Raw genomic sequence first — 23656 nt, forward strand, 5'->3', positions numbered from 1 at the left:
GTTTTAGTCTATCAATCTGACCGCACCTAAATCAGCCGAACTTACCATACTTGCGTATGCTTTTAAGGCTTTAGATATATTTCTTACACGGTTGGGTTTGAATGCTTCATTGCCTTTAGCAAGTTCTTCTTGACGGCGTTTTTCTAACTCAGCATCCGATACTTTTACATTGATAGATCGGTTGGGGATATCTATTTCTATAATATCACCATCTTTTATCAGACCGATTGCTCCGCCTGCTGCGGCTTCGGGTGATACGTGACCTATCGAAAGTCCTGAAGTACCTCCTGAAAAACGACCATCGGTAATCAAAGCACATTCTTTTCCTAAATGTTTTGATTTTATGTATGAAGTAGGGTAGAGCATTTCCTGCATACCGGGACCTCCTTTTGGGCCTTCGTATGTGATAACTACTACGTCTCCTGCTTTAACTTTGTCTCTCAAAATTCCATCACAAGCTTCATCCTGAGAATGAAATACTTTGGCAGTGCCCGAAAATTTGAATATACTTTCGTCAACACCTGCAGTTTTAACCACACAACCATCTAAAGCGATGTTTCCTTTCAGAATAGCCAAGCCGCCATCTTTGGTATATGCATGCTCATAATCACGGATACATCCGTTTGCCCTGTCGCTATCAACTTCTTTATACATGTTGGTTTGCGACCCCATTACTAAATTGGGTTTATTTCCGGGAGCCGATTTATAAAGCTCAAGAGCTTCAGCCGATGGATTTGCAGATGTTATATCGTATTTGTCGATTGCTTGTTGAAGAGTAAGACCATCTACGCGAGGTAGAGAAGTATCTATTAAACTGGCTTTAGCCAATTCTCCCATGATACCTAATATACCACCGGCTCTGTTTACATCCTGTATGTGGTATTTATCGGTATTGGGTGCTACTTTACAAAGACATGGAGTCTTTCTCGAAAGTTGGTCTATATCGGTCATTGTGAAGTCTACTTCAGCTTCGTGAGCTATTGCTAGTAAGTGAAGTATTGTATTGGTAGAACCTCCCATGGCTATATCCAAAGTCATTGAATTGAGGAAGGCTTGTTTTGTAGCTATTGTACGGGGAAGTACAGTGTCGTCACCATCTCGATAGTATTTGTAAGTGCTTGCAACAATCATTTTAGCTGCATCCTGAAACAGTTTCAAGCGGTTTGCATGGGTGGCAAGAATAGTTCCGTTTCCGGGTAATGCCAAACCTATAGCTTCGTTCAAACAGTTCATTGAGTTTGCAGTAAACATTCCTGAGCATGATCCGCAAGTGGGACAAGCGGCACGTTCGATAGCTGATACTTCTTTATCCGAAACATTGCTGTCTGCTGCTTTTATCATGGCATCTATCAAGTCGAGATGTTTGTTATCTAGCTCTCCTGCCTCCATTGGACCTCCCGATACAAAAATGGTCGGGATATTCAATCGCATGGCTGCCATTAGCATTCCGGGAGTGATTTTGTCGCAGTTGCTTATACATACCATTGCATCCGCTTTGTGGGCATTTACCATGTATTCGATGCTGTCTGCAATCAAATCACGAGAAGGTAGGGAGTAAAGCATTCCATCGTGTCCCATTGCAATACCATCGTCAATGGCTATTGTATTGAATTCGGCTGCAAAGCAACCCAATGCTTCGATTTCCGCTTTTACTTGTTGACCTATATTATGTAGATGCATATGCCCGGGTACGAACTGAGTAAACGAGTTCACCACCGCAATGATTGGTTTACCCAACTGTTCCTCTTTCATACCGTTTGCTCTCCAAAGAGCTCTGGCTCCTGCCATTCTTCTGCCTTGTGTGCTGGTAGAACTTCTTAATTCTATTGCCATCTTGATAGTTTTTTGATAAAAAAAACCTTTCTCATCTAATGAGAAAGGTTTATATCTAGTGATTACATTTAGCTATTTTAGTACACGATTATCGTTATACATACCTTCCTCATTTACTCTGTCCGACGAGCAGAATATCAAGAATGAGGACATGTAAAATACAATTTGACATAAATAATGATACTGTGTATTTCACAAAGATATAAATGTTTTTTTATTTACAAGCTTTTTGCCTGTATATTTTATTCATTGCTTTAAAAAATAAGAATCTCTATTTACTCCAAAGTCTTACTCCCAAACGGAGTACAGGAGAAAAATCAATATTAGAAATATTATATTTAGTACCTTCAAAGTCTAAACTATGGTCTTTTCTGCAATAAATATGTAAGGCGGGTTGTATATAAAAATAACGTCCAATGAAGAACTGATAACCTACACCACCTCCAAGGTCAACAGTATGTATGTCTTTTTCTATTCTGGTACTTCTTTGTTGTATACTGAAAGTATGGAATTCGGCAAACCCGTAAAGCTCAAGATTCTTCCAAACGTTATATCCTAAAAAGATTCCGGGTGATGTTTTGTAAAAACGTTTAAAGTCATCAGAGTGATTATTTATGCCTGCAGTTTCCGCATTATAGCTTCCTCCGTTTATTACGCTTGCACGTACTCTAAACTTATCGTATCTATATCCAATGGCGAAGTGATATCCTCCAGTAAAGAACATGGGAACAAGGCTTTCGACCTCAAAAGCTTGTTTTACCTCATAACTGCGAGGCTTTATTATTGTCGACTGATCTTGTGAAAACACCATGGTTGCTATGCTTACCAGCATCATTAAAGAGAATAATTTCTTTTTCATTTTATTCGGAAATTTGCATTTATTGTTTCTGCAAAGGTCAGAATAGAATGAAGATCAATTAATCCACATTTGTTACCAAATTAGTCTTTATTGAAGATTTCACCTCTAATCCTACTCAGCGATTTGGCAGCTATGCCTAAGTAGTTAGCTATATGGTATTGGGGGATTCGTTGAAATATCTCCGGATGATTCTTTAGTAGTTTAAGATAGCGATCTTTAGCAGATAGTGTTTGTAGATCAATATTGTGTTCCACCATTTTTAAGAAGAAACGTTCAGTCACTTCTCTTCCTAATTTCTCTAAGGAGGGAATCTTCTTATAAAGTTCTGTTAAGTCTCTATTCTTTAGAATGTATAATTGAGATTCTTCTATAGTTTTGATATTTATTAGTGAAGGGCAATTATTCAATCGACTGTAGTTATCGGTTACCCAATCACCTTCGAAGGCAAAATCAGTAGTCATTTGATCGCCATTTTCGAGATCTTTATAATAAATAAGAGCTCCACTACTTATAAAAGCAATAGAGTCAGATACTTCTCCTTCTTTTAGTAGATGAGTATCTTTAGCTAATACTTTGCTTTTTAGTACTTCTAATACTAATTCCCATTGATTATCTTCCAGTGAGATAATCGAATTAATATATTCTTGTATGCTAATAGCGTTTTGCAAAATATTTTTATTTATCTGAGTTTGTTTCTGATAACGAATATAATAAATATACTACAAACAAAAAACGGCTACTTATAAAGTAGCCGTTTTTATAGAATTATATCTTAAGATATTTATCAATCTTTAAATTTAGCTGTGATAAATTCACGATTCAAACGAGCGATATTGCTGATCGAGATGTTTTTAGGACATTCAACTTCACAAGCACCTGTATTGGTACAGTTACCGAAGCCTAATTCATCCATTTTAGACACCATTGCTTTAGCACGTTTTGCAGCTTCTACACGTCCTTGTGGTAATAAAGCAAGCTGACTTACTTTAGCCGAAAGGAATAGCATTGCCGATCCGTTTTTACAAGCTGCTACGCAAGCTCCACAACCGATGCATGATGCCGAGTCCATAGCCTCGTCTGCATCTTCTTTCGAAATTGGAATTGCATTAGCATCCTGTGCACCACCTGCGTTGATTGAAGTATATCCACCTGCCTGAATAATTTTATCGAAAGCAGTACGGTCTACGATCAAGTCACGGATAACAGGAAATCCTGCTGAACGCCAAGGCTCGATTGTGATAGTTTCGCCATCTTTAAATTTACGCATGTGTAATTGGCATGTAGTGATATCTTCGTCCGGTCCGTGAGGGTGTCCGTTGATATATAAGCTACACATACCACAAATACCTTCGCGACAATCGTGGTCAAATACGATAGGCTCTTTTCCTTGGTTGATAAGTATTTCGTTTTGAATGTCTAACATTTCAAGAAAAGAAGTGTCTACCGATATTCCGTCCAATTTGTATGATTCAAAAGCTCCTTTTTCCTTAGGACCTCTTTGACGCCAAACTTTTAATGTTATATTTATTGTCTTATCCATTTTTGTTACTCTTTTACTAATTGGGTTATGCTTTATAGTTACGTTGTTGTCTAACTACAAATTCGTAGTCAAGAGGTTCTTTAATTAATTCAGGTTCTTGATCTTCACCTGTAAACTTCCAACATGAAACGTAAGCGTATTCATCATCACGGCGAAGAGCTTCACCTTCGGGTGTTTGGTACTCTTCACGGAAGTGTCCACCACAAGATTCGTTTCTTGTCAACCCGTCAATAGCCATCAAATAGCCAATTTCAAGGAAGTCAGCTAGACGAAGAGCCTTATCTAACTCAACATTTAATGTATTAGCTTCACCCGGTATGCGTACATTGCTCCAGAATTCTTTTTTCACTTTCTTGATATCTTCAATAGCTTTCTCCAAAGACTCTTTAGAACGAGCCATTCCCACAAAGTCCCACATAATAAGACCTAGTTCTTTGTGGATAGAATCTACAGAACGAGTTCCTTTAATGCTCATCAGTTTGGCGATCTTTTTATTTACATCGTCTTCTGCTTGTTGGAATTCAGGAAGTTCAGTACTGAAACGAGGTACAGTAATCTGATCAGCCAAATAGTTCTGAATAGTATATGGTAATACGAAATATCCGTCGGCAAGACCTTGCATAAGTGCAGACGCTCCCAAACGGTTAGCTCCGTGATCCGAGAAGTTAGCTTCTCCGATAAAGAAACATCCTGGGATTGAAGTCATCAATTCATAATCAACCCAAACTCCACCCATTGTATAGTGGATAGCAGGGTAAATCATCATCGGTGTTTCGTACGGATTTTCATCTACAATCTTGTCGTACATTTGGAAAAGGTTACCATATTTAGCTTCTACTACATCTTTACCTAGACGTTTGATAGAATCCGAGAAATCAAGATATACGGCTAAACCTGTATTACCTACACCAAAACCTGCATCGCATCTTTCTTTAGCAGCACGAGATGCAACGTCACGAGGTACAAGGTTACCGAATGCAGGGTAACGTCTTTCCAAGTAGTAGTCACGATCTTCTTCTTTCAATTGAGTAGGTTTAAGTTTACCTGCTCTGATAGCTTCAGCATCTTCTTTTTTCTTAGGTACCCAGATACGTCCGTCATTACGAAGAGATTCCGACATCAAAGTCAATTTTGATTGGAACTCGCCATGAACAGGAATACAAGTAGGGTGAATCTGAGCGAAACAAGGATTCGCAAAGTAAGCTCCTTTTTTGTAACATTGGATAGCAGCTGAGCCATTAGAACCCATTGCATTTGTAGAAAGGAAGAATGCGTTTCCGTATCCACCTGTTCCAACAACTACTGCATGAGCCGAGAAGCGTTCGATCTTACCGGTTACTAAGTTACGTGCGATAATACCACGAGCTTTGCCATCAATGATAACAAGGTCTAGCATTTCGTAACGAGTATATAATTTTACAGAACCTTTTTGTACCTGACGGCTCAATGAAGAGTAAGCACCAAGTAAAAGTTGTTGTCCTGTTTGTCCTTTAGCATAAAAAGTACGAGATACCTGAGCACCACCGAATGAACGGTTGTCTAACAAACCTCCGTATTCGCGAGCAAAAGGTACACCCTGAGCCACACATTGGTCGATGATGTTGTTCGACACTTCAGCCATACGATATACGTTTGCCTCACGTGCACGGTAGTCACCACCTTTGATTGTATCATAGAATAAACGGTAAACCGAGTCTCCGTCGTTTTGATAGTTTTTTGCAGCATTGATACCTCCTTGAGCAGCGATAGAGTGTGCTCGGCGAGGAGAATCCTGAATGCAGAAGTTAAGGACATTGAATCCCATTTCTCCAAGAGATGCAGCAGCCGAACCTCCTGCTAAACCTGTACCTACAACAATAATATCAAGACGACGTTTGTTAGAAGGATTCACCAGTTTTTGGTGGGCTTTATAGTTTTTCCATTTGTCAGCCAAGGGACCTTCAGGAATTTTAGAATCTTTTTTTGGATCTAATATAGTAGCCATATCTGTTTTTTTCTTTTAGCGGTTAAATTATATACAAGAAGAACAAAGGAAATGCTTCGCCAGGAAGAAAATCGGCACTATAGCAAAACCTAAACAAATGATGGTTGCTACTGCATAACCGATAACTTTGAAACGAGGTAACCATATTCTGTTGTTGATACCTACTGACTGGAACATACTCCAGAAACCATGTGCAAGGTGAAACCAAAGTGCTGTGATACCAATAAGATAGATAAGCACGTGCACAGGATTACTGAACAAATCGATTGCAATTACCGATCCGTGAGGTTCAGCACCTTCTAAATGGAAAAGTTCAGAGAACTGCATTTTATACCAGAAATCGTAAAGGTGCAATACAAGGAAAGCAACAATTACTAATCCCAATACGAACATGTTTTTAGATGACCATTCTACAGGAGAAAGGTTGGATGACGCGTACACATCGCCACCTCTGGCTTTTCTGTTCTGTAATGTCAATACTACAGCATACAGAATATGTACGATAAACAATGCAGCTAAACCCATAGAAGCTACAATCGCATACCAGTTTGTTCCAAGGAAATCGCAGATCATGTCATAAGCTTCGACCGAAAAGATCAAGACTAAGTTCATGCTCATGTGAAACAGAAGGAACAAAATCAACGCACAGCCGGACAAAGCCATGATGAATTTGCGGCCAATAGAAGAATTAAGTAACCAACTCATAAGATTTAATAGTTTTTTAGTTATTTAATGGTTATTGATTAGACTCTTATAAATAAAAGTAATAGTGCATCTTTTTTATCAATGATTCGCACTGCAAAAATAGAGTAAATAACCTAGTAAAGAAAGTAAAATGAGACTTTTTTGTGTATTCACACATCGTTATATAGGTTAATTACATTTCGTTGTGAATATTGCAGATTGTTTTTTATTATTTTGATTTTCATTTTTTTTTTACTAAAATGACTATAAGTAATTGGCGGAAGAGAGATGTATTTTATCATTTTTAAAGGCTAAGCCGTTTTCTTAGAATAAATAATGCATCCTGAAAATTACAAATTCAAAACATTTTTATATTATTATCCTTGTCTAACCAACCTGGAATCTCAACCCCTTTAGCATCCCTATGTTGTTGGAATATTTTTCTTAATGATTTGATTGATAGGTAAACATCTGTAATCATATTCTTTTGCTTCTCAATATATTTTTTATCATATTCATTTTCATTTATTTTGTGTGCAGGATTTTGCCTTTCTTTTCTTACATTTTTTAGTGGCTTAAATACTTCTTGGATCCCTGATTGACTGCCATTATCTATGGTAAATTGAGAAAGTAACCATTCTTCAAAAAGTCTCAAAGTTCCTTTAGGTATCTTTTCAGACACATTATTTCCCTTATTTCGTATCTCAAACAAGTCTATTCTGTCTTTAAAAAAACCTTTATTGATATTTTCCGAGATCATCTTATCTAATAATGAAACAAAACTCTCATAGTTTTTTAATGTAGGAGTAAAGAAAAAAGTAAATTCTTTGGGACGTTTCTCATCTTTAAACGTATTTGAAAACAGTTGGATACCAAATATGTGTGAAGCCAAATTATTTAGGCTTTCTATTTCACCAAGAAAAGCAGAAAAGATTGAATGAGAAAAAGCCCAGTCTCCTATTATTGTATTTTTATAGTATTCTTCTAATATTTTACAATTACCTTTTATCTCCTTGCCTTTCCAAAATATTTGATGTTCAGTAGTTAGATTCTTTAAATATCTCAAATACACTACGGCTAGCCTATTGCCATTGTCGTCAAAGCCCAATCCAAAAGTCTTTATGAATATTTGATCCTCCTCTCTTAGTAAAGCCTTCCCTTCTTCATCATATTTACAATAAATTCTTCCTGAATAGTCATTGAATATAGTGTCATATCTGGGGTCACTAAAATAGCGGTCTATCACTTCTATATCAAAAAAAAGTGGTTTTAACTGAGGTTCTCCTAGGGCTAATTGTTTTGTATAATCTGCATATCCGTACTGAGTCAAATCTCTGTTCTCTTTTAAATAATTTTTTGTGGGATATAAGCAGATAGGAAACTCGGTGTCTTCCACAGCGAAGTTAAACTCCCCAATCTTGCTATACGTTATCTTGGTATTTTTTGCATCTTCCAATATAGATAGTTGATTTTTAATAGGATAATGTTGTGTTCTGATTATGTGGGGATTTGTACTTGACTGAATAGTGATTATTTCATTTAATACCAGCTCTTTTATTAAATCTATTGATTTAGTGTACTCTATTTTTAACTCTTCTGAAATTCGTCTTAATGGGATGCCATTAAAATCTGTAGAGCTTAAAAAAAAATCATATACAATTTCCTCTATCTTCTTTTTCATATTCACTAAACTATAAATTAAATGCGGAATTGTAAAAATACAAATATAAATCGTAGCAGAGCTTGACTTTTTAATAATGCAGATGATGATTGATGCTTAGTGACTAAATTTGCATCAATAAAAAAGCCGGACAAATTATTTGTCCGGCTTTTTTAATATGTAAGAAGTTGAAAAAGTACTAGCCTTATTTCACTTTATTTACAATAGCTGTGAATGCTTCTGGATGATTTAATGCAAGGTCAGCTAGAACTTTACGGTTAATTTCGATCCCTGCTTTGTGAAGAGCACCCATTAAACGAGAGTAAGACATTCCTTCTGCACGTGCAGCTGCATTGATACGTTGTATCCAAAGTGCACGGAAGTTACGTTTTTTAGCACGACGGTCGCGGAATGCATATGTTAGACCTTTTTCCCAAGTGTTTTTGGCAACTGTCCAAACATTTTTGCGGGCACCGTAGTATCCTCTTGTTAGTTTTAATACTTTTTTTCTGCGGTTGCGCGAGGCAACATGATTGACTGATCTTGGCATAATTGTAAGATGTTTTGAATGTTAGCGGTTCTCCTTTTATTTATAAGAACTCTTTTGATGCATACATTCGGTTAATAAACCTAATTGAAAATTTGCTTTAAAAAACGTTGAAATTATTTCAATCTAAGCATTTGCTTAACATTGTTCTCATCAGACTTGTGAACAGTAGCTGAGTGAGTTAAATTTCTTTTTTGTTTTTTAGTTTTCTTAGTCAGGATGTGACTTTTGAAAGCATGTTTTCTTTTGATTTTTCCTGATCCGGTAAGGCTGAACCTTTTTTTGGCACCGGAATTAGTCTTCATTTTTGGCATCTTATTAAACTTATATTTAATTATTTAAAATAGCACCATTACAGGTGTTTTCTTCTAGTGTCTCTTGGGATTACTCTGCTGCGGGGGTATCCTGAATCTGAGTTTCTCCCTCAGGTTCTGCTGTTGCCTGCTCCTCAGTTTTTGGTTTCGCCTCTTTTACCTTATGTGGCTTTTCTTCCGCAGGTTTTGGTTTTGGCTGTACCTTTTTAGGAGATAGCATAATGATCATCTTTTTACCTTCTAATTGAGGTAGCTGATCTACTTTTGCATGATCTTCTAATTCTGTGGCAAAACGAAGCAGTAAAACTTCTCCTTGTTCTTTAAATAAGATCGAACGACCTTTAAAGAACACATAAGCTTTCACTTTGCAACCTTCTTCCAGAAAAGATTTGGCGTGTTTTAATTTAAAGTTGAAATCATGATCATCAGTTTGAGGACCAAAACGAATTTCTTTTACCACCACTTTTACTGTCTTCGCTTTTTGCTCTTTCAGTTTTTTCTTTTGTTGGTATAAAAACTTCTGATAATCAGTGATTCGACAAACAGGAGGATCTGCACTTGGAGAGATTTCGACTAAGTCTAAGCCTTTCTCATCGGCGATTTTCAAAGCTTCGTGTGTTGAGTAAACTCCTTGCTCAATGTTTTCTCCAACCAGACGAACTTGAGGCACACGAATTTTTTCATTAATTCTGTGAAGTTCTTCTTTTTTGTTGTTATTTATTCTGTTGTTCCTCATTAAAAAAGATTATTTCCTTTCTGTTTTGTTTTTTATTTTTATCCTGTTGATTATTCGTTTCATCATAATGAACAGTGAATCAATGATTCCAAGCATTCATCATTTTCTCAACTTCTTGAGTAATTTGATCGGCAAAGGTAGTAAATTTCATTGAACCTTTATCACCTTCACCCTGTTTTCTTACAGAAACTTCTTCACTCTCTGCTTCTTTCTCTCCAACAACGAGTAAATAAGGGATTCTTTTCAATTCGTTGTCACGTATTTTTCGACCGATTTTTTCGTTTCTGTCATCTACTTGCGAACGAATATCTTTGCTTTTCAAAAATGCAGATACTCTGTAAGCATAATCATTGAACTTTTCGCTGATAGGCAGAATAACTACCTGATCGGGTGTCAGCCAAAGAGGAAATTTTCCTGCAGTATGCTCTATAAGTACCGCAATGAAACGTTCCATAGAACCGAATGGTGCACGGTGAATCATTATAGGGCAATGTTTTTGATTGTCGGCACCTGTATATTCAAGTCCGAAGCGTTCAGGTAGATTGTAATCTACTTGTATAGTCCCAAGCTGCCAGCGTCTGCCGATAGCATCCTTCACCATAAAGTCAAGTTTGGGGCCATAGAAAGCTGCTTCGCCAAGTTCTACTTTTGCAGGTAGGCCTTTTTCTTCACAAGCCTCTATGATTGCACGTTCTGCCTTTTCCCAATTTTCTTCAGTTCCGATATATTTTTCTTTATTATTCGGATCTCTTAAAGAGATTTGAGCTTCGAAGTTGTCAAAATCAAGAGCTTTGAAAATAATAAAGATAATATCTACAACCTTCAAAAATTCAGCTTTAAGTTGGTCGGGAGTACAGAAGATATGTGCATCATCTTGAGTAAATCCTCTAACCCGAGTTAAACCATGAAGCTCTCCACTTTGTTCGTAACGATATACAGTTCCAAACTCAGCCAAGCGAAGTGGAAGGTCTTTGTAAGAACGAGGTATTACCTTATATATCTCACAATGGTGAGGGCAGTTCATCGGTTTTAATAAAAACTCTTCGCCTTCTTCGGGTGTGTGGATAGGTTGGAAAGAATCTTTTCCGTATTTAGCATAGTGACCCGATGTTACATATAGTTGCTTGCTTCCGATATGAGGGGTCATTACTTGTTCGTAGTCGAATTTCTTTTGGATTTGTTTCAAGAAATCCTCCAGTTTAAGACGCAGCTGTGTTCCACGAGGTAACCAAAGCGGTAATCCCTTTCCTACATTCTCAGAGAATGCAAACAATTCAAGCTCTTTTCCTATTTTTCTATGATCACGCTTTTTTGCCTCTTCCAATAATACCAGATATTCATCAAGCATTTTTTGTTTAGGAAAAGTGATTCCGTATAAACGAGTCAATTGTTTTCTCTTTTCGTCACCACGCCAGTATGCACCCGCTGCACTAAGTATTTTTACAGCTTTGATGTAAGAGGTGTTTGGTAAGTGAGGACCGCGGCATAGGTCGGTAAACGATCCTTGCGTATATGTAGTGATGGTTCCGTCTGCCAAATCGTTGATAAGTTCAACTTTATAGCCTTCGTTACGTTCGCCAAACATTTTTATAGCATCGTCTTTGGAAATGCTCTTACGAACTATTTCTTCTTTTTGAGCGATAAGGTCTTTCATTTTTTTCTCGATAGCCGGAAATTCTGCATCTTTTACAGATGTATCACCAAAATCGATATCATAATAAAAGCCATTTTCGATAGCCGGACCAATTCCGAATTTAGCATGAGGATACAACTCCTGTACTGCTTCGGCCATTAAGTGTGCTGAGGAATGCCAAAATGCGTGCTTGCCCTCCGTATCATCCCATTTCAAAAGACTTACCGTAGAATCTTCTTCTATCGGACGTGTTAAATCCCACGTTTGTCCGTTGACGCTAGATGCCAATACATCTTGGGCCAATCTTGAGCTAATACTTTCTGCAATCTGCATGGATGTTGTTCCTTTGGGAAATTCCCGCACCGAACCATCAGGAAATGTAATTTTAATCATTAGTATACTTGTTTTATTTGCCTCCATACAAGCGAAGACAATGTTTTATGATTTTAACTTGCAAAATTAAACATTTTATAGACTCTACCATCTCTTATCGTAAAAAAGTAATTATTCTATTAAATATTATTAGAGTTTATATTCAATAACAGTATATAGAATTGAAATAGTAGGGTTTAAACACAACGGATTCAAAGGGATTTTTTCTCTGAGAACATTATTTTTAAGTACCTGCATGCTTATTCTGTAGATGGCCTTAATGGCTTTTTGTAAGGTGGCATTCATGACAAAAAGGAGTCATAAAAGTGACAAAACTATACAAAAAGTGTGAGTTTTCAATTGCCTGTGAATGAGTCGATAACTGTTGAAAAGGTTACAAAGGTTACAAAAGTGACACTTTTTACCTGCTTCTTTTTACTGTTACCTTTTTTCTGTTTAGAGATGTATTATATACGCTTGATTAATAAGGAATTTTTCTAAATGGACGTACGAAATGTTCCCCCCCCACAGTTGTAGTCAGTAACAAAGTTTATAAATAGATAAAATAGACTGTTTGTATTATCTTCGTATACTCTATGATTTTCTTTTCACAGATAGATTTAGTTATGTCTCTTAATAATTCTACTTTGGTGTCAACGCTTTGTTGTGCTCAGTTAATTTTGTCTATCATCAAATCCCATTAATTGGCGAATTTTGTCAGCATTACTTTTTGTCGTTAAATTCTCCAATAATAATAAAGCAACATCTATAGCTGTTGACGGATTCCATGAAGTAATGATATTGTCATCTATTACAATTGGTTGATGCAGTACATTAACACCGAATCCTTTTAATGCTTCTCTTCGAATCGGGTTATTATAAACAGTTCCATTCTTATTTTTCAAAATACCACTCTTACCCACTGGCAAGGCTCCAACACAAATAGATGCAATAATTTTATTATTTGTTTTAAACCCTCGAATTAAATCTAAGAATTTATCATCGTAAGCATCGTTGTAAAATCCATAAACCTCAAATCCGCCCGGAATTGCTAATGCGTCGAATGTAGAAATATCGATATCTTCAACCAGATAATCTACAATAAACCGTTGGTTAAACGAACTTTTAATTTCCTTTTTTAATCCGCAAGTAAATAATTCGGTAGAGTTATCACCTTCAACAAGATTCCAGCCTATAACATCAATAAATACACTTGCTTCAAATATTTCAAATCCATCCGCTAATAACAATAATACTTTTTTCATTTTTAATCATTTGGTTATTATTTGAATCTAAGTCATTATTAAAGATTAGCTTTATGCTAGTTTCTCTCCCCGTATTCCTTGATCTTTTCCTCGCAAATCTTTTTGGTAATATCCCTCAGCAACTCCACTTTTGGAACCAATGCATCAACATCTTCCTTGGTTACTACAAAATCGGGATCATAGCGACCATTTACATAAGCAGCTTTGATAAGCTCGAAAAGGCGTTTTTCTTCAGGCGTATCTTGTGGGAAGACATTTATAAACTCGACTGAATATTTCTTTACCGAGTTTAATAGCTTTGATAGGTTATGTTGTTTGGGATTTTCTAATGTGAAAACTAAGCGGATGGCATAAATATAACTTTCACAGGCTTGATGAAGCATAAAAGATGATTTTTTATACCATTCTTTACTATAATTAAAATTAGCATTTTCTAGAAATTTATTAGCACTCTGGAATTTATCATTAAAATATTCCTCAGCTTGTTGCTTTATTTCTTCAAAGCTAAGTTTTCGCCTTCGTGCTAATTTATGCTTTCCGCTATCATATAGTATAACACCTTCTTGTTTTATTTGGGTATAAAAATATCTACCTTCTTTCAGATATTTATTCAGCTTTTTCATATCCTCGCTGATAAACTGAACAGGAGGTTGTCTGTCCGGGTCTTTCGCCCTATCGTAATATAAATCTTCTATATTACCGAGGGCTTTAATTGCCACGCCATCTGATACTCCGCTTGTAACAACCAATATATCATAATCGCTTACATAGAACTGTATTTTGCCAAACTCATATTTTTCATCATACGCCACATAATCATTACGGGCATAACTACCGAAAAGAATTATCATTTCGGTCTGCTTGATCCGTGTCAGGATAGATTCAACAATATAATGCTAATCTCGTTGATTAGTAGGCGGCAAATAGGATATAGACTTTTTCATTCGATCAGTTTACTTATTCGGTCATCCTTTTTATGATACTGTATGCACTCACTATGCCTAGTTCTCCTGCTTTGCGAAGATCGTCAAGTCCTCGGTCGGTATCCTTTATTTGCAATCTGTTTAAGCCTCTGTTGTAATAAGCTTCGCCAAATTCAGGATCACGTCTAATTATTTCGTTATAGTCTAAAATCGCTGCTCTGTAATCTTTTTGCATCGATTTTATCTCGGCTCTGTTGTAATATGCAAAAGTAAAATCAGGAGACAACTCTATGATTCTATTGTAGCTTTTCAGTATAGATTCGTATTCGAGCCTTGCACGAATTGCTTTTGCATCTATATCCGAATTACTTCCTGACGATGAAGATGCCGGCTTATTGTCAATACCGGTTTGCATGCTGATGCTTAATTCGGTTTGAGGCGTTTGACTATACAATTCGGGCAGAATATCTTTCGATTTTAACTGTTTGGTATAAGCTACAGCCAAATTAAAGTAAGCAAGTGTAAATTTCGGATCTATAAGAGTTGCTTTCGTAAAATCTTCGATTGCGCTGCTGAAATCCTGAACCAGCATATAATCAATACCTCGGGCAAAATAGAATATCGCATTTTCAGGTTGTTGGTCAATGAGTGTCGAATATTCATTGATCGATGCAAAATGGATGGCAACCTGAGTACTGTCTAATGCTATTTCCTGATTTGTGATGATTAATTTTCGGCTGAGTGTATTACGTTTATTGATATTCTCCAGATCTTGATTGTAATGAGTATATTTCTGGTAATCATTTACTTTCTCATAATAGGATACAATAAATGTCGGAGCCAATTCAATATTAGCTTGTTTATTTTGTACTTTACCACGAGTTTCGCTGTTGTACTTGCTCTTTTCGGTCTCTTCCTTATCGGCTACAACAAGTAAGTTGAATTTATCAATTGTTTTATCTGATTTCTCACGAGTTTTGGTTGTACTCTCTTTTCCGGCAAATGCATCTTTTTTAGTTTGCTCTTCTTTCTTTCGGGCATACAGGTAATCCTGTTCCGCACTTCGTAAATCATTTTGTTTACGTTTGATTTCCGATCGCAAGTAGTACCCCTGATAAAAATCGGGATATTCTTTCAGCACTATATTCAGATCGGCTAATGCACCTTTTATATCGCCAATATTGTTCTTCAGTAATGCTCTGTTCATGTATGCGGTATAATTGTCGGGATCATTCGCCAGAACGAAATCAAAGTCTGCTATCGCCTTGTTGTCATCTCCTACCTGAGCTCTTAGAAGGGCTCTGTTGAAATGGGCTATGTGGTTGCTAGGCTCTATCTCGATAACGTGATCGTAGTCGGCCATAGCTCCCCGCAGATCGTTTTTATAATATCTGGCAAGTCCGCGATTTATATAATTTCCCGTTAAGATAGGATCAAGCTTTATCGCTTCGTCAAAATCGGCGAGTGCCTTGTCGTATTCTTTTTGAGAAAAATAGGTAGAAGCACGCATAGAATAAGCCGGAGAAAAATATTTGTCTTTCTCGATAGCCAAGTTGTAATTTTCTAAAGCTTTAATCGTATCTCCTCTTTCAAGATACAAGCTTCCTCTGGTTAATATTCCTTGTGTATAGTTTGGGTTCTTCTGAACGAGTTTATCTAAATATTTCTCAGCTTCATCGTAATCTTTCTTTTCAATGTTGACTATACCCATGTTGATCAGGATAAATTTATCATCCGGATTATTCTTAAGGCTGGCTTTGTAATCTTCTAAAGCACCATCATAGTCTTTTTGATTCTGGCGGGCATCGGCACGTAGCTGATATGCATTTGTATAGAACGGATTTCGCTCCAGACATTGTGTACAGTCTTCGCTCGCACCTTTAAAATCATCGAGGTAATATTTTGCTATTGCCCTGTAATAATAAGGTTCAGCCAAATAGGGTTTCGATTTTATTACCTGATTAAAATATTGTATGGCAAGGATGTAATCCTCAAAATACAAAGCGTTACGCCCGATTAGTGTAACTCTCTCTGTATTTATTTGTGCAGAGATTACTATCGAATAAAAGAGCGTAAAAACGATCAATATATATTTCTTCACGATTCAATAAAATATTATTCTGGGCAAATATATAAATTCTATGTATATAAACTAAAAGAGAGGCAGTTGAAGCCTCTCTTTTTATATATTTTTATTTTTCAAAATAATCATCGTGATAATATGAATTTCGTTTCAGGTAATATGATTTGTCTCCATAATATCTGGATGTTCCATAATAACCCTCTCGTCCCTTCACATCGTTGAAGACTAAAGCTGCATGCTCAAGTCCATCATTACGCATTTGGTTAACAACGCTTTTGAAAAAGGCTTTATTTGTTTTAGCTCTACGAACAACAAACAAAGTTGTATCTACATATTTAGACAGGATATATGCATCGGACACGAGACCTATAGGGCTACAGTCTACGATAACATAATCATATTTGGTCTTCAGATAATCTATCAAGTCCTTTGTTTTCTTCGTCTTAATCAATTCACTGGGGTTTGGAGGTAATGTTCCGGCAGTGATAATATCGAATTCATATTCAGGGTGAGTCAACGTGATTTCGTCAAGAGTCACTTGACCAATCAAAAAGTTAGAAACACCTTTCTTGCTTTCAATATTAAGTAATTTTGCAACCGAAGGACGTCTTAAGTCAAAGTCTATTAAAACTACTTTTTTACCAGTTAATTGATACACCGAAGCTACGTTACCTGCAATGAATGTTTTTCCATCTCCGGGCTCTGCCGATGTGATCAGTATTGAAATTCCCGATTCTTTTTGAGCCATATACTCAATTCGAATTCGCATATTTCGAAACGACTCTGCAAAACTTGATTTCGGAAAATTCTTCACCAGAGTAGTTGATCCGGCAGAAGATATCTTTTTGGAGATATTTTCTATTGTACCGATTACCGGTAGACCCGATAAGCGTTCGCAATCTTCTTTTGTCGATATAGCATGATTGAATATCTCTTCTTTACATACAACAAATGCAAGGGGTAGAGCAAGTCCAATCAAGAAAAAGAATGTATAGTTTTTAGACTTTTCGTCACCATTTACAGGACCACCTTTTTGTCGGGGTTCTTCCATTATAAAGTTATCCGGAATATTGGATGCCTTCTGTATGGTAGCTTCATATCGTCTCTGTCTTAGATATGTATAATACGCATCATTGACCTGATATTTTTTCTCATATCGAGCATATTCCCTTTCCTGTGCAGGTAAAGTCGACATTCTACTTTCTATTTCTCTAGTGCTATTATTCAGATCTTCCTTTTTATTTTGGATTCGATCCTGAAGCCCTCTTAACTCTTCAAGTATTTTAATTCGAAGATTTGTCAGTGATTGTTCGCTTTTCGCATACATAGGATGTGCAGAACCCATACTCGCCAGTTTGTTAATAAGGCTATTGTATTCTCCTATCGACTGAGTCAGTTTTGCTTCTGTTATACCCAACGCTGATGGTTCTACAAGTTCCGTCCTGTTTAATATTGAACTGTTGATTTCATCGGTTAGTCGCAATATCATATCTTCTTGAGCTTTTACCTCTCCTATTGATTGCATTACAGACTCTAACTCAGATCTGCCATCTGTTTTAGTCAATCGGTATAATCCTGTTTCATCCTGAAAATCTTTAAACGATGCTTCCGATTGTTGCAATGAATCTGCGATTATGCCCATTTGTCTATCGATGAAAGCAATGGTTCTATCAGCAGCTTCATTTTTTAATGTTAAGTTGTAATCTTCAAATTCTTTGAGTAATGCTCGTAAGAAATCAACATCTTGTGCTGGGCTACTTCCATATATTGATACTCCCAATGCTGTAGAGCCCTCTCTAATCATCCCTGTAGATATTCTGCCTGAATAGCGACCGATTAGTTCTTCTTTCGAAACAAACCGAAAACTGAAAGGTTCAAAATTGGCAGCAAATCGAGGGGATTTGTTTATTTTTATATAAAAGCGTTGCTCTTGTACAAACTGTCCATAAGGTACTTCCATCGAAAACGGAGCAGTAGTTTCTGATCCGGGATAGAATATTCTGCATTTTTCGGAATTGATAGGTTCTATTTCAAAAACGATACTATATGCACTTGGGGCAACATATTTAGCTTCAATAGTTACAGGAGTCAAACCGTACCAGTTGTCTGCTTTAAATTTCCCTTTTTTGAAGTAGTCTACGCGCATTTGTGGAAGTTTTGCAATAGTACGAACCACCATGTCGTACGAATTTAGAATCATTTGCTGATTGACCGAATTCTGAACTAAACTTCCTAATTGAACAGCGCCCATGGCAACACCGGAATTACCTCTTTGTTCCATCATCAAAACGGCTCCCGACTGATACAAGGGAGTCCAGCTTTTATTCTTAAGATAAGCGTATCCCAAAAACAATGCTAAAGATATAGCAAATAAGTACCAGTATTTGAGGATTCGATAGAACCAAAGCACAAAATCAAAAGAGAATTTTGTCTTTGCTTGGACTTCGTCAAAGTATGGGTCTGTACTGAAGTCCGGCGATCTGTTTATATTTTGTTCCATAATTTACAGAATCCTTTAGTTTATACTGTTTACTATACCTATTACTGCAAATACAGTGGCTATTGGTGCTATAATAGTAGTTATCAGCCCTGTGAAAGAATTTATCCGGAAGAATGCTCTCTTACTTGTCGAATAATAGATTAAATCATTTGGCTTTATATAGTAGAACTCCGATTCGATAATAGATTCGGATCTGAGATCAAATTCTTTAATAATTGATCTGCCTGTTTCATCAAGTCGGATGATTTTTACTTTCCCTAATTCTAAATCGGGCCCAGGCTCACCATTTATGGCTAAAGCCTGAAATATGGTCATGTTATCTTTGTAGATATTTTGTCGCCCATTTTGTGATTCAGAAACAACATAATAATAATTGTTTTTTAGAAATATTTTTACCTGAGCGTCAGGTATAGCCTGTCTCATTTTGTTCTGGATAACTTCTTCCGCCTCAGGTATAGTCAATCCTAAAATCTGAATATCTCCAAAAAACGGAATCGAAATATTGCCACTTTCAAATATGGCATAGGAAGCTTTAGTCGATAAATCAGTGCTTGATAATACTCCGTTGAAAACGTCAGAAAAATCTTTGTTACTGGTTAATATAGAACAATATATCTCATCATTAATTTGTAATTGATAGTCCTTGAAAGGTTTTGATGTATATATAGGACTTTTATCCTGTAATAAATTCGTTGCTTTAGGAGATGTACACGAACTGTACATCATTATAGCAAAACCTATAAATAGGCAGTATATAAAGTATTTAAATCCTGTTTTCATCTTTAAAAGTTATTTTTAATAACAAAGTATGCTCCTACAACTGTTCCTACGAGACTAACTAAACCTAGAATTCCGGTAAATGAAGTTACACGTCCAAAGAAGGTTCTGTTCATCTCAGGTACATATATAACATCATTGGGTTGAATATAGTAATATTCAGAATCGACAATATCTTTAGATCTGATGTCGAAAGTCTTTACTTCTGTTCCATTAGGGGTTTGCCTAACAATTTTTACTTTTGTTCTATCCCCAAATGTTTGAATTGGACCGGACATGGCTAATGCTTGAAATATCGTTAACTTAGGTAGAGGCATAGCTATACGGCTTTGTCCGGCTTCACCTAAAACACTAAAAAAACGATTTTGAAGATTTAGCTCTATGACTATGTTGGGTGAAAATGTAGAAAAACGTTCCTCTATAATTTTCTTCGCTTCTGTAGTAGTATAGCCTTCTACCGATATTTTTCCTAAATAGGGTATTTTAACAGTACCGTCGGAATAAACATTAAGAACATTCGCTCCCGTTTGATCAGTAGCTGCTGCACTTAGTCCCGAAGACTGATCTACAATATATACGGAGAAAAGTTCTTTCATACTTTCGTCCAATGTATAAATTCTGAGCGTCAATTGATCCCCCAGAATAATTTTGTAATCATTGTTAAGATTCACATCAATGGGATAATCCTTCTTTATATCCTGCAAAAGATTTGTGTCACGAGGGGTAACACATGAACTTAATATTGATATTATCACTATTTGCAACAATAGTAGTTTAATTTTCATACGTCTCAAGGTTTGTTTTGAATGGCTTTTGTTCTATAAGAACAATTTACTCGCCCCTTTGTTAGATTATTTAGTTTCGATTTTATCAATTGTTTTCTGATCCCTGAAATTTTGTCTATAAATAGCTTGCCATCTATATGGTCGTATTCGTGTTGAATACAACGTGCAAAAAAATCAGAATAAACTTCTTCATGTTCAACGAAGTTTTCGTCGAAATATTTGATTTTAACAGTTTCTTCTCTAGGGACATTTTCATTAATTCCGGGAATGCTAAGGCAGCCTTCCTGTGTGGAGACTATCTCTCCGGTGCGTTCAATAATTTCGGCATTAATAAAAGCTTTCTTGAATCCGTGATACTTTTCATCATCTTCAGCAAGAGGCTCTAAGTCAATTACGAATAAACGGATATCTAAACCTATTTGTGGTGCAGCCAGTCCAATGCCATCGGCATTATACATGGTTTCGAACATGTTTTGGATAAGCTCATTCAGATTAGGATAATCTTTATCTATGTTATGAGCAATTTTTCTCAATACCGGTTGACCGTAGAGATATATGGGAAGTATCATAAATTCTTATTTTTGTATGTAAGACTCTCCATGTAGTCTTGTAATATAATAGTTGCACTTATTTCGTCAATCGTCGCCTTATTCTGACGGTTTTTCTTTTTCATACCACTCTCTATCATAGAACGTTGTGCTATTACTGATGTAAATCGCTCATCATAATACTCAATAGGAGTGTTGGGGAATTGAGCACAGAACTTTTTCACAAAGGGTTCTATATGCTTCATATTTTCGGAAAACTCATTATTCATTTGTTTAGGCATACCAATAATCACATATTCGACAGCCTCTTTAGCGAAATACTCTTTTAAATATGTTAATAGTGTATGGGTTGGAACAGTCGTAAGGCCTGTTGCAATAATTTTTAAAGGATCTGTAACGGCTAAACCGGTACGTTTTGTTCCATAATCTATTGCTAGCAATCTACCCATGAGCGGCAAAGATATAGTTTTTTTTTAATATATAATTATTTTGGTCGTTCTATAATACGTCTTTTTAACTCAAAGTCGCGACCTAGATACTTTTCTTTAACTGTTTCATTGGCTGCGAGTTGTTCGGGTGTACCTTGAAATAGAACTTTACCTTCGAACAGTAAATAGGCCCTGTCGGTGATACTAAGCGTTTCATCCACATTGTGGTCGGTGATTAATATTCCGATGTTTTTATATTTTAGTTGAGCAACTATTTCCTGGATATCCTGAACGGCTATAGGGTCTACTCCCGCAAAAGGCTCATCGAGCATTATGAATTTAGGATTAATCGCAAGGCATCGAGCTATCTCAGCTCGCCTTCTTTCTCCCCCCGAAAGTCTGTCTCCCAGATTTTTACGGACTTTATGTAGTCCGAATTCCGAAATTAGACTCTCTAGTTTTTCTTTTTGATATTCTTTTGATTGTCCCGTCATTTCGAGGACAGATCTGATATTGTCTTCTACAGTAAGTTTTCGGAATATGGATGCCTCTTGTGCGAGATATCCAATTCCGTTTTGAGCCCTTTTGTATACGGGGAATTTTGTAATTTCCTGATTGTCAAGAAATATTCGCCCTTGATTTGGCATGACTAATCCTACAGTCATATAAAATGTCGTAGTTTTGCCTGCTCCGTTTGGACCAAGTAAACCTACTATTTCTCCTTGCTTAACTTCAATGGAGACATGATTAACAACTGTCCGGGATTTGTATTTTTTTACCAAATCCTCGGTCCGTAATACCATCTGTGAGTGCTCTGCTGACTGCATTAATTTAACTTAGTTGAGTTGTTGGATAGTTAAATATTTATTCGATTATAGTAATCCAATTGTGTGTGTCGGGCTCATTTCCATACTGTATAGCTCTCAATTTGTTGTATAGGAGAGTAGATGTTGGACCGGCCTGTCCGTCTTTAACAAACGAATACGATTTGTTTTCTTCTAGATCATCAATACGCTCTACCGGACTGATTACCGCTGCTGTTCCGCAGATACCTGCTTCCTCGAAAGAGCTTAACTCTGTTTCAGGAATGGGGCGTCGTTCAACTGTCATTCCTAAATCTTTGGCCAACTGCATTAGGCTATCATTTGTGATAGACGGGAGTATGGATGTTGACTGAGGGGTTATGTATGTATTGTTTTTTATTGCGAAAAAATTGGCAGGTCCACCTTCGTCAATATATTTCTTTTCTTTAGGATCAAGATATAATACTGCCGAATACCCTAATTCATGAGCTTTGTTTCCTGCAACAAGACTGGCTGCGTAGTTGCCTCCTATCTTATATGTACCTGTGCCTAGAGGAGCAGCTCTGTCAAAACTTCTGAATATAACAAGAGGTGTAGGTTTGAAGCCTTCTTTGAAGTAAGGTCCTACTGGAGTAACAAAAACCACAAACAGATATTCTTTAGATGGTTTTACTCCTACTTGTGGACTGGTGCCTATAAGAAGTGGACGTATATATAGAGATGCTCCACTTTCGTATGGGGGAACAAATTTTTCGTTAAGCTTGACTGCCTTTAATACTGTTTCTTCAAATATTTCAATAGGAAGCTCTTCCATCATAATGCCTCGACAAGATGATTGCATACGTAATGCATTCTCTCTCATTCTGAAAATTCTGATTTTTCCATCTTTTCCTCTAAAGGCTTTTAGACCCTCAAAGGCTTCCTGTCCATAATGCAAGCAAGTTGCAGCCATGTGAAGTTCGATAGTTTCGGATGAAGTTTCGGTAGGTGTACTCCATTTTCCGTCTTTGAAATAGCTCCGAACATTGAAGTCGGTTTTTAAATATCCGAAAGATAAATTTGTCCAGTCAATCGTACTCATATCTTATATTCTATTAATATTAACTCTAAATAATGATAATATGCGCGTGTTCCCCGAAAGCGTATTCACAAAAGTACAATTTTAGTTTAATTAGTTGATTGTTTTGCTTTAAATATTATTTGTATAAATGTTACTTACATATATTTTGCTTAGATATAGATTGAATCTATCAGAGATGTACTTTTGTTGGTATTTCTTTTGTTCATTAAAAAAAAACTTTACTTTTGCATCGATTATGACAAGTGGACTTGATAATTTTGCCTTTCATTTGTCTTTTCAGTCTTATAATGTGTAGCCTTTT

At 36.4% G+C, this 23656-nt stretch carries 21 protein-coding genes; all 21 read right to left on the reverse strand.

All coding sequences use genetic code 11. The annotated features are described in order from the left end of the window. Positions 1 to 3: 3 nt before the first annotated feature. The 21 genes from ilvD to G7050_RS07980 all read right to left on the reverse strand — a co-directional run bounded on the left by ilvD (position 4) and on the right by G7050_RS07980 (position 23355). On the reverse strand, positions 4 to 1833 hold the full coding sequence (ilvD, locus tag G7050_RS07880) for a dihydroxy-acid dehydratase (protein ID WP_166113609.1): 1830 nt from the start codon (positions 1831 to 1833) through the stop codon (positions 4 to 6). A 271-nt stretch (positions 1834 to 2104) separates the two neighbouring features. After that, complete coding sequence (locus G7050_RS07885; RefSeq protein WP_166113611.1) at positions 2105 to 2692, reverse strand: hypothetical protein; 588 nt, start codon at positions 2690 to 2692, stop codon at positions 2105 to 2107. 80 nt (positions 2693 to 2772) lie between these two features. Further along, the gene (locus G7050_RS07890; RefSeq protein ID WP_255499278.1) at positions 2773 to 3360 is read right to left on the reverse strand and encodes a Crp/Fnr family transcriptional regulator; all 588 of its coding nucleotides are present in this window, start codon (positions 3358 to 3360) and stop codon (positions 2773 to 2775) included. 116 nt (positions 3361 to 3476) lie between these two features. Next, on the reverse strand, positions 3477 to 4232 hold the full coding sequence (locus tag G7050_RS07895) for a succinate dehydrogenase/fumarate reductase iron-sulfur subunit (protein ID WP_166113613.1): 756 nt from the start codon (positions 4230 to 4232) through the stop codon (positions 3477 to 3479). A gap of 25 nt (positions 4233 to 4257) precedes the next feature. Beyond that, positions 4258 to 6216, reverse strand: a complete 1959-nt coding sequence (locus tag G7050_RS07900) for a fumarate reductase/succinate dehydrogenase flavoprotein subunit (RefSeq protein ID WP_166113615.1) — start codon at positions 6214 to 6216, stop codon at positions 4258 to 4260. A gap of 27 nt (positions 6217 to 6243) precedes the next feature. Further along, positions 6244 to 6921: a succinate dehydrogenase cytochrome b subunit gene (locus G7050_RS07905; protein ID WP_166113617.1), complete on the reverse strand. Its 678-nt coding sequence runs from the start codon at positions 6919 to 6921 to the stop codon at positions 6244 to 6246. 337 nt (positions 6922 to 7258) lie between these two features. After that, entirely contained in the window at positions 7259 to 8581 is a 1323-nt protein-coding gene (locus G7050_RS07910) for a hypothetical protein (protein ID WP_166113619.1), read from the reverse strand. A 184-nt stretch (positions 8582 to 8765) separates the two neighbouring features. Further along, positions 8766 to 9110 carry a 50S ribosomal protein L20 gene (rplT, locus tag G7050_RS07915; protein WP_050708470.1) on the reverse strand — a complete coding sequence of 115 codons (345 nt, stop codon included), beginning with the start codon at positions 9108 to 9110 and terminating at the stop codon, positions 8766 to 8768. Positions 9111 to 9223: 113 nt separating this feature from the next. Beyond that, positions 9224 to 9421: a 50S ribosomal protein L35 gene (rpmI, locus tag G7050_RS07920; protein WP_050708469.1), complete on the reverse strand. Its 198-nt coding sequence runs from the start codon at positions 9419 to 9421 to the stop codon at positions 9224 to 9226. Positions 9422 to 9491: 70 nt separating this feature from the next. Continuing rightward, entirely contained in the window at positions 9492 to 10157 is a 666-nt protein-coding gene (gene infC, locus G7050_RS07925) for a translation initiation factor IF-3 (RefSeq protein WP_370521866.1), read from the reverse strand. Between the two features lie 79 nt (positions 10158 to 10236). Further along, complete coding sequence (thrS, locus tag G7050_RS07930; protein WP_166113622.1) at positions 10237 to 12183, reverse strand: threonine--tRNA ligase; 1947 nt, start codon at positions 12181 to 12183, stop codon at positions 10237 to 10239. A gap of 653 nt (positions 12184 to 12836) precedes the next feature. After that, on the reverse strand, positions 12837 to 13427 hold the full coding sequence (locus G7050_RS07935; protein WP_166113625.1) for a DJ-1/PfpI family protein: 591 nt from the start codon (positions 13425 to 13427) through the stop codon (positions 12837 to 12839). A gap of 56 nt (positions 13428 to 13483) precedes the next feature. Further along, positions 13484 to 14278 (reverse strand): HEPN domain-containing protein, encoded by a 795-nt coding sequence (locus tag G7050_RS07940; RefSeq protein WP_255499279.1) that lies wholly within the window; start codon positions 14276 to 14278, stop codon positions 13484 to 13486. Between the two features lie 106 nt (positions 14279 to 14384). Then, positions 14385 to 16451 (reverse strand): tetratricopeptide repeat protein, encoded by a 2067-nt coding sequence (locus G7050_RS07945; protein ID WP_166113628.1) that lies wholly within the window; start codon positions 16449 to 16451, stop codon positions 14385 to 14387. Positions 16452 to 16542: 91 nt separating this feature from the next. After that, the gene (locus G7050_RS07950) at positions 16543 to 18933 is read right to left on the reverse strand and encodes an exopolysaccharide transport family protein (protein WP_166113630.1); all 2391 of its coding nucleotides are present in this window, start codon (positions 18931 to 18933) and stop codon (positions 16543 to 16545) included. 15 nt (positions 18934 to 18948) lie between these two features. After that, positions 18949 to 19713 (reverse strand): polysaccharide biosynthesis/export family protein, encoded by a 765-nt coding sequence (locus G7050_RS07955; RefSeq protein ID WP_166113633.1) that lies wholly within the window; start codon positions 19711 to 19713, stop codon positions 18949 to 18951. Positions 19714 to 19715: 2 nt separating this feature from the next. Beyond that, positions 19716 to 20495: a polysaccharide biosynthesis/export family protein gene (locus G7050_RS07960; RefSeq protein WP_166113636.1), complete on the reverse strand. Its 780-nt coding sequence runs from the start codon at positions 20493 to 20495 to the stop codon at positions 19716 to 19718. Positions 20496 to 20500: 5 nt separating this feature from the next. Next, positions 20501 to 21064, reverse strand: a complete 564-nt coding sequence (gene def / locus G7050_RS07965) for a peptide deformylase (RefSeq protein WP_166113639.1) — start codon at positions 21062 to 21064, stop codon at positions 20501 to 20503. Next, positions 21061 to 21492, reverse strand: coding sequence for a Holliday junction resolvase RuvX (gene ruvX / locus G7050_RS07970; RefSeq protein WP_166113642.1), 432 nt, complete (start codon positions 21490 to 21492; stop codon positions 21061 to 21063). The genes def and ruvX overlap by 4 nt, the downstream gene beginning before the upstream one ends. Positions 21493 to 21527: 35 nt before the next feature. Then, positions 21528 to 22274 carry an LPS export ABC transporter ATP-binding protein gene (gene lptB / locus G7050_RS07975; protein WP_255493350.1) on the reverse strand — a complete coding sequence of 249 codons (747 nt, stop codon included), beginning with the start codon at positions 22272 to 22274 and terminating at the stop codon, positions 21528 to 21530. Between the two features lie 61 nt (positions 22275 to 22335). After that, positions 22336 to 23355 (reverse strand): branched-chain amino acid aminotransferase, encoded by a 1020-nt coding sequence (locus G7050_RS07980; RefSeq protein WP_166113648.1) that lies wholly within the window; start codon positions 23353 to 23355, stop codon positions 22336 to 22338. Positions 23356 to 23656 lie beyond the last annotated feature (301 nt).

Source organism: Dysgonomonas sp. HDW5A, from assembly GCF_011299555.1.
GTDB lineage: Bacteria > Bacteroidota > Bacteroidia > Bacteroidales > Dysgonomonadaceae > Dysgonomonas_A.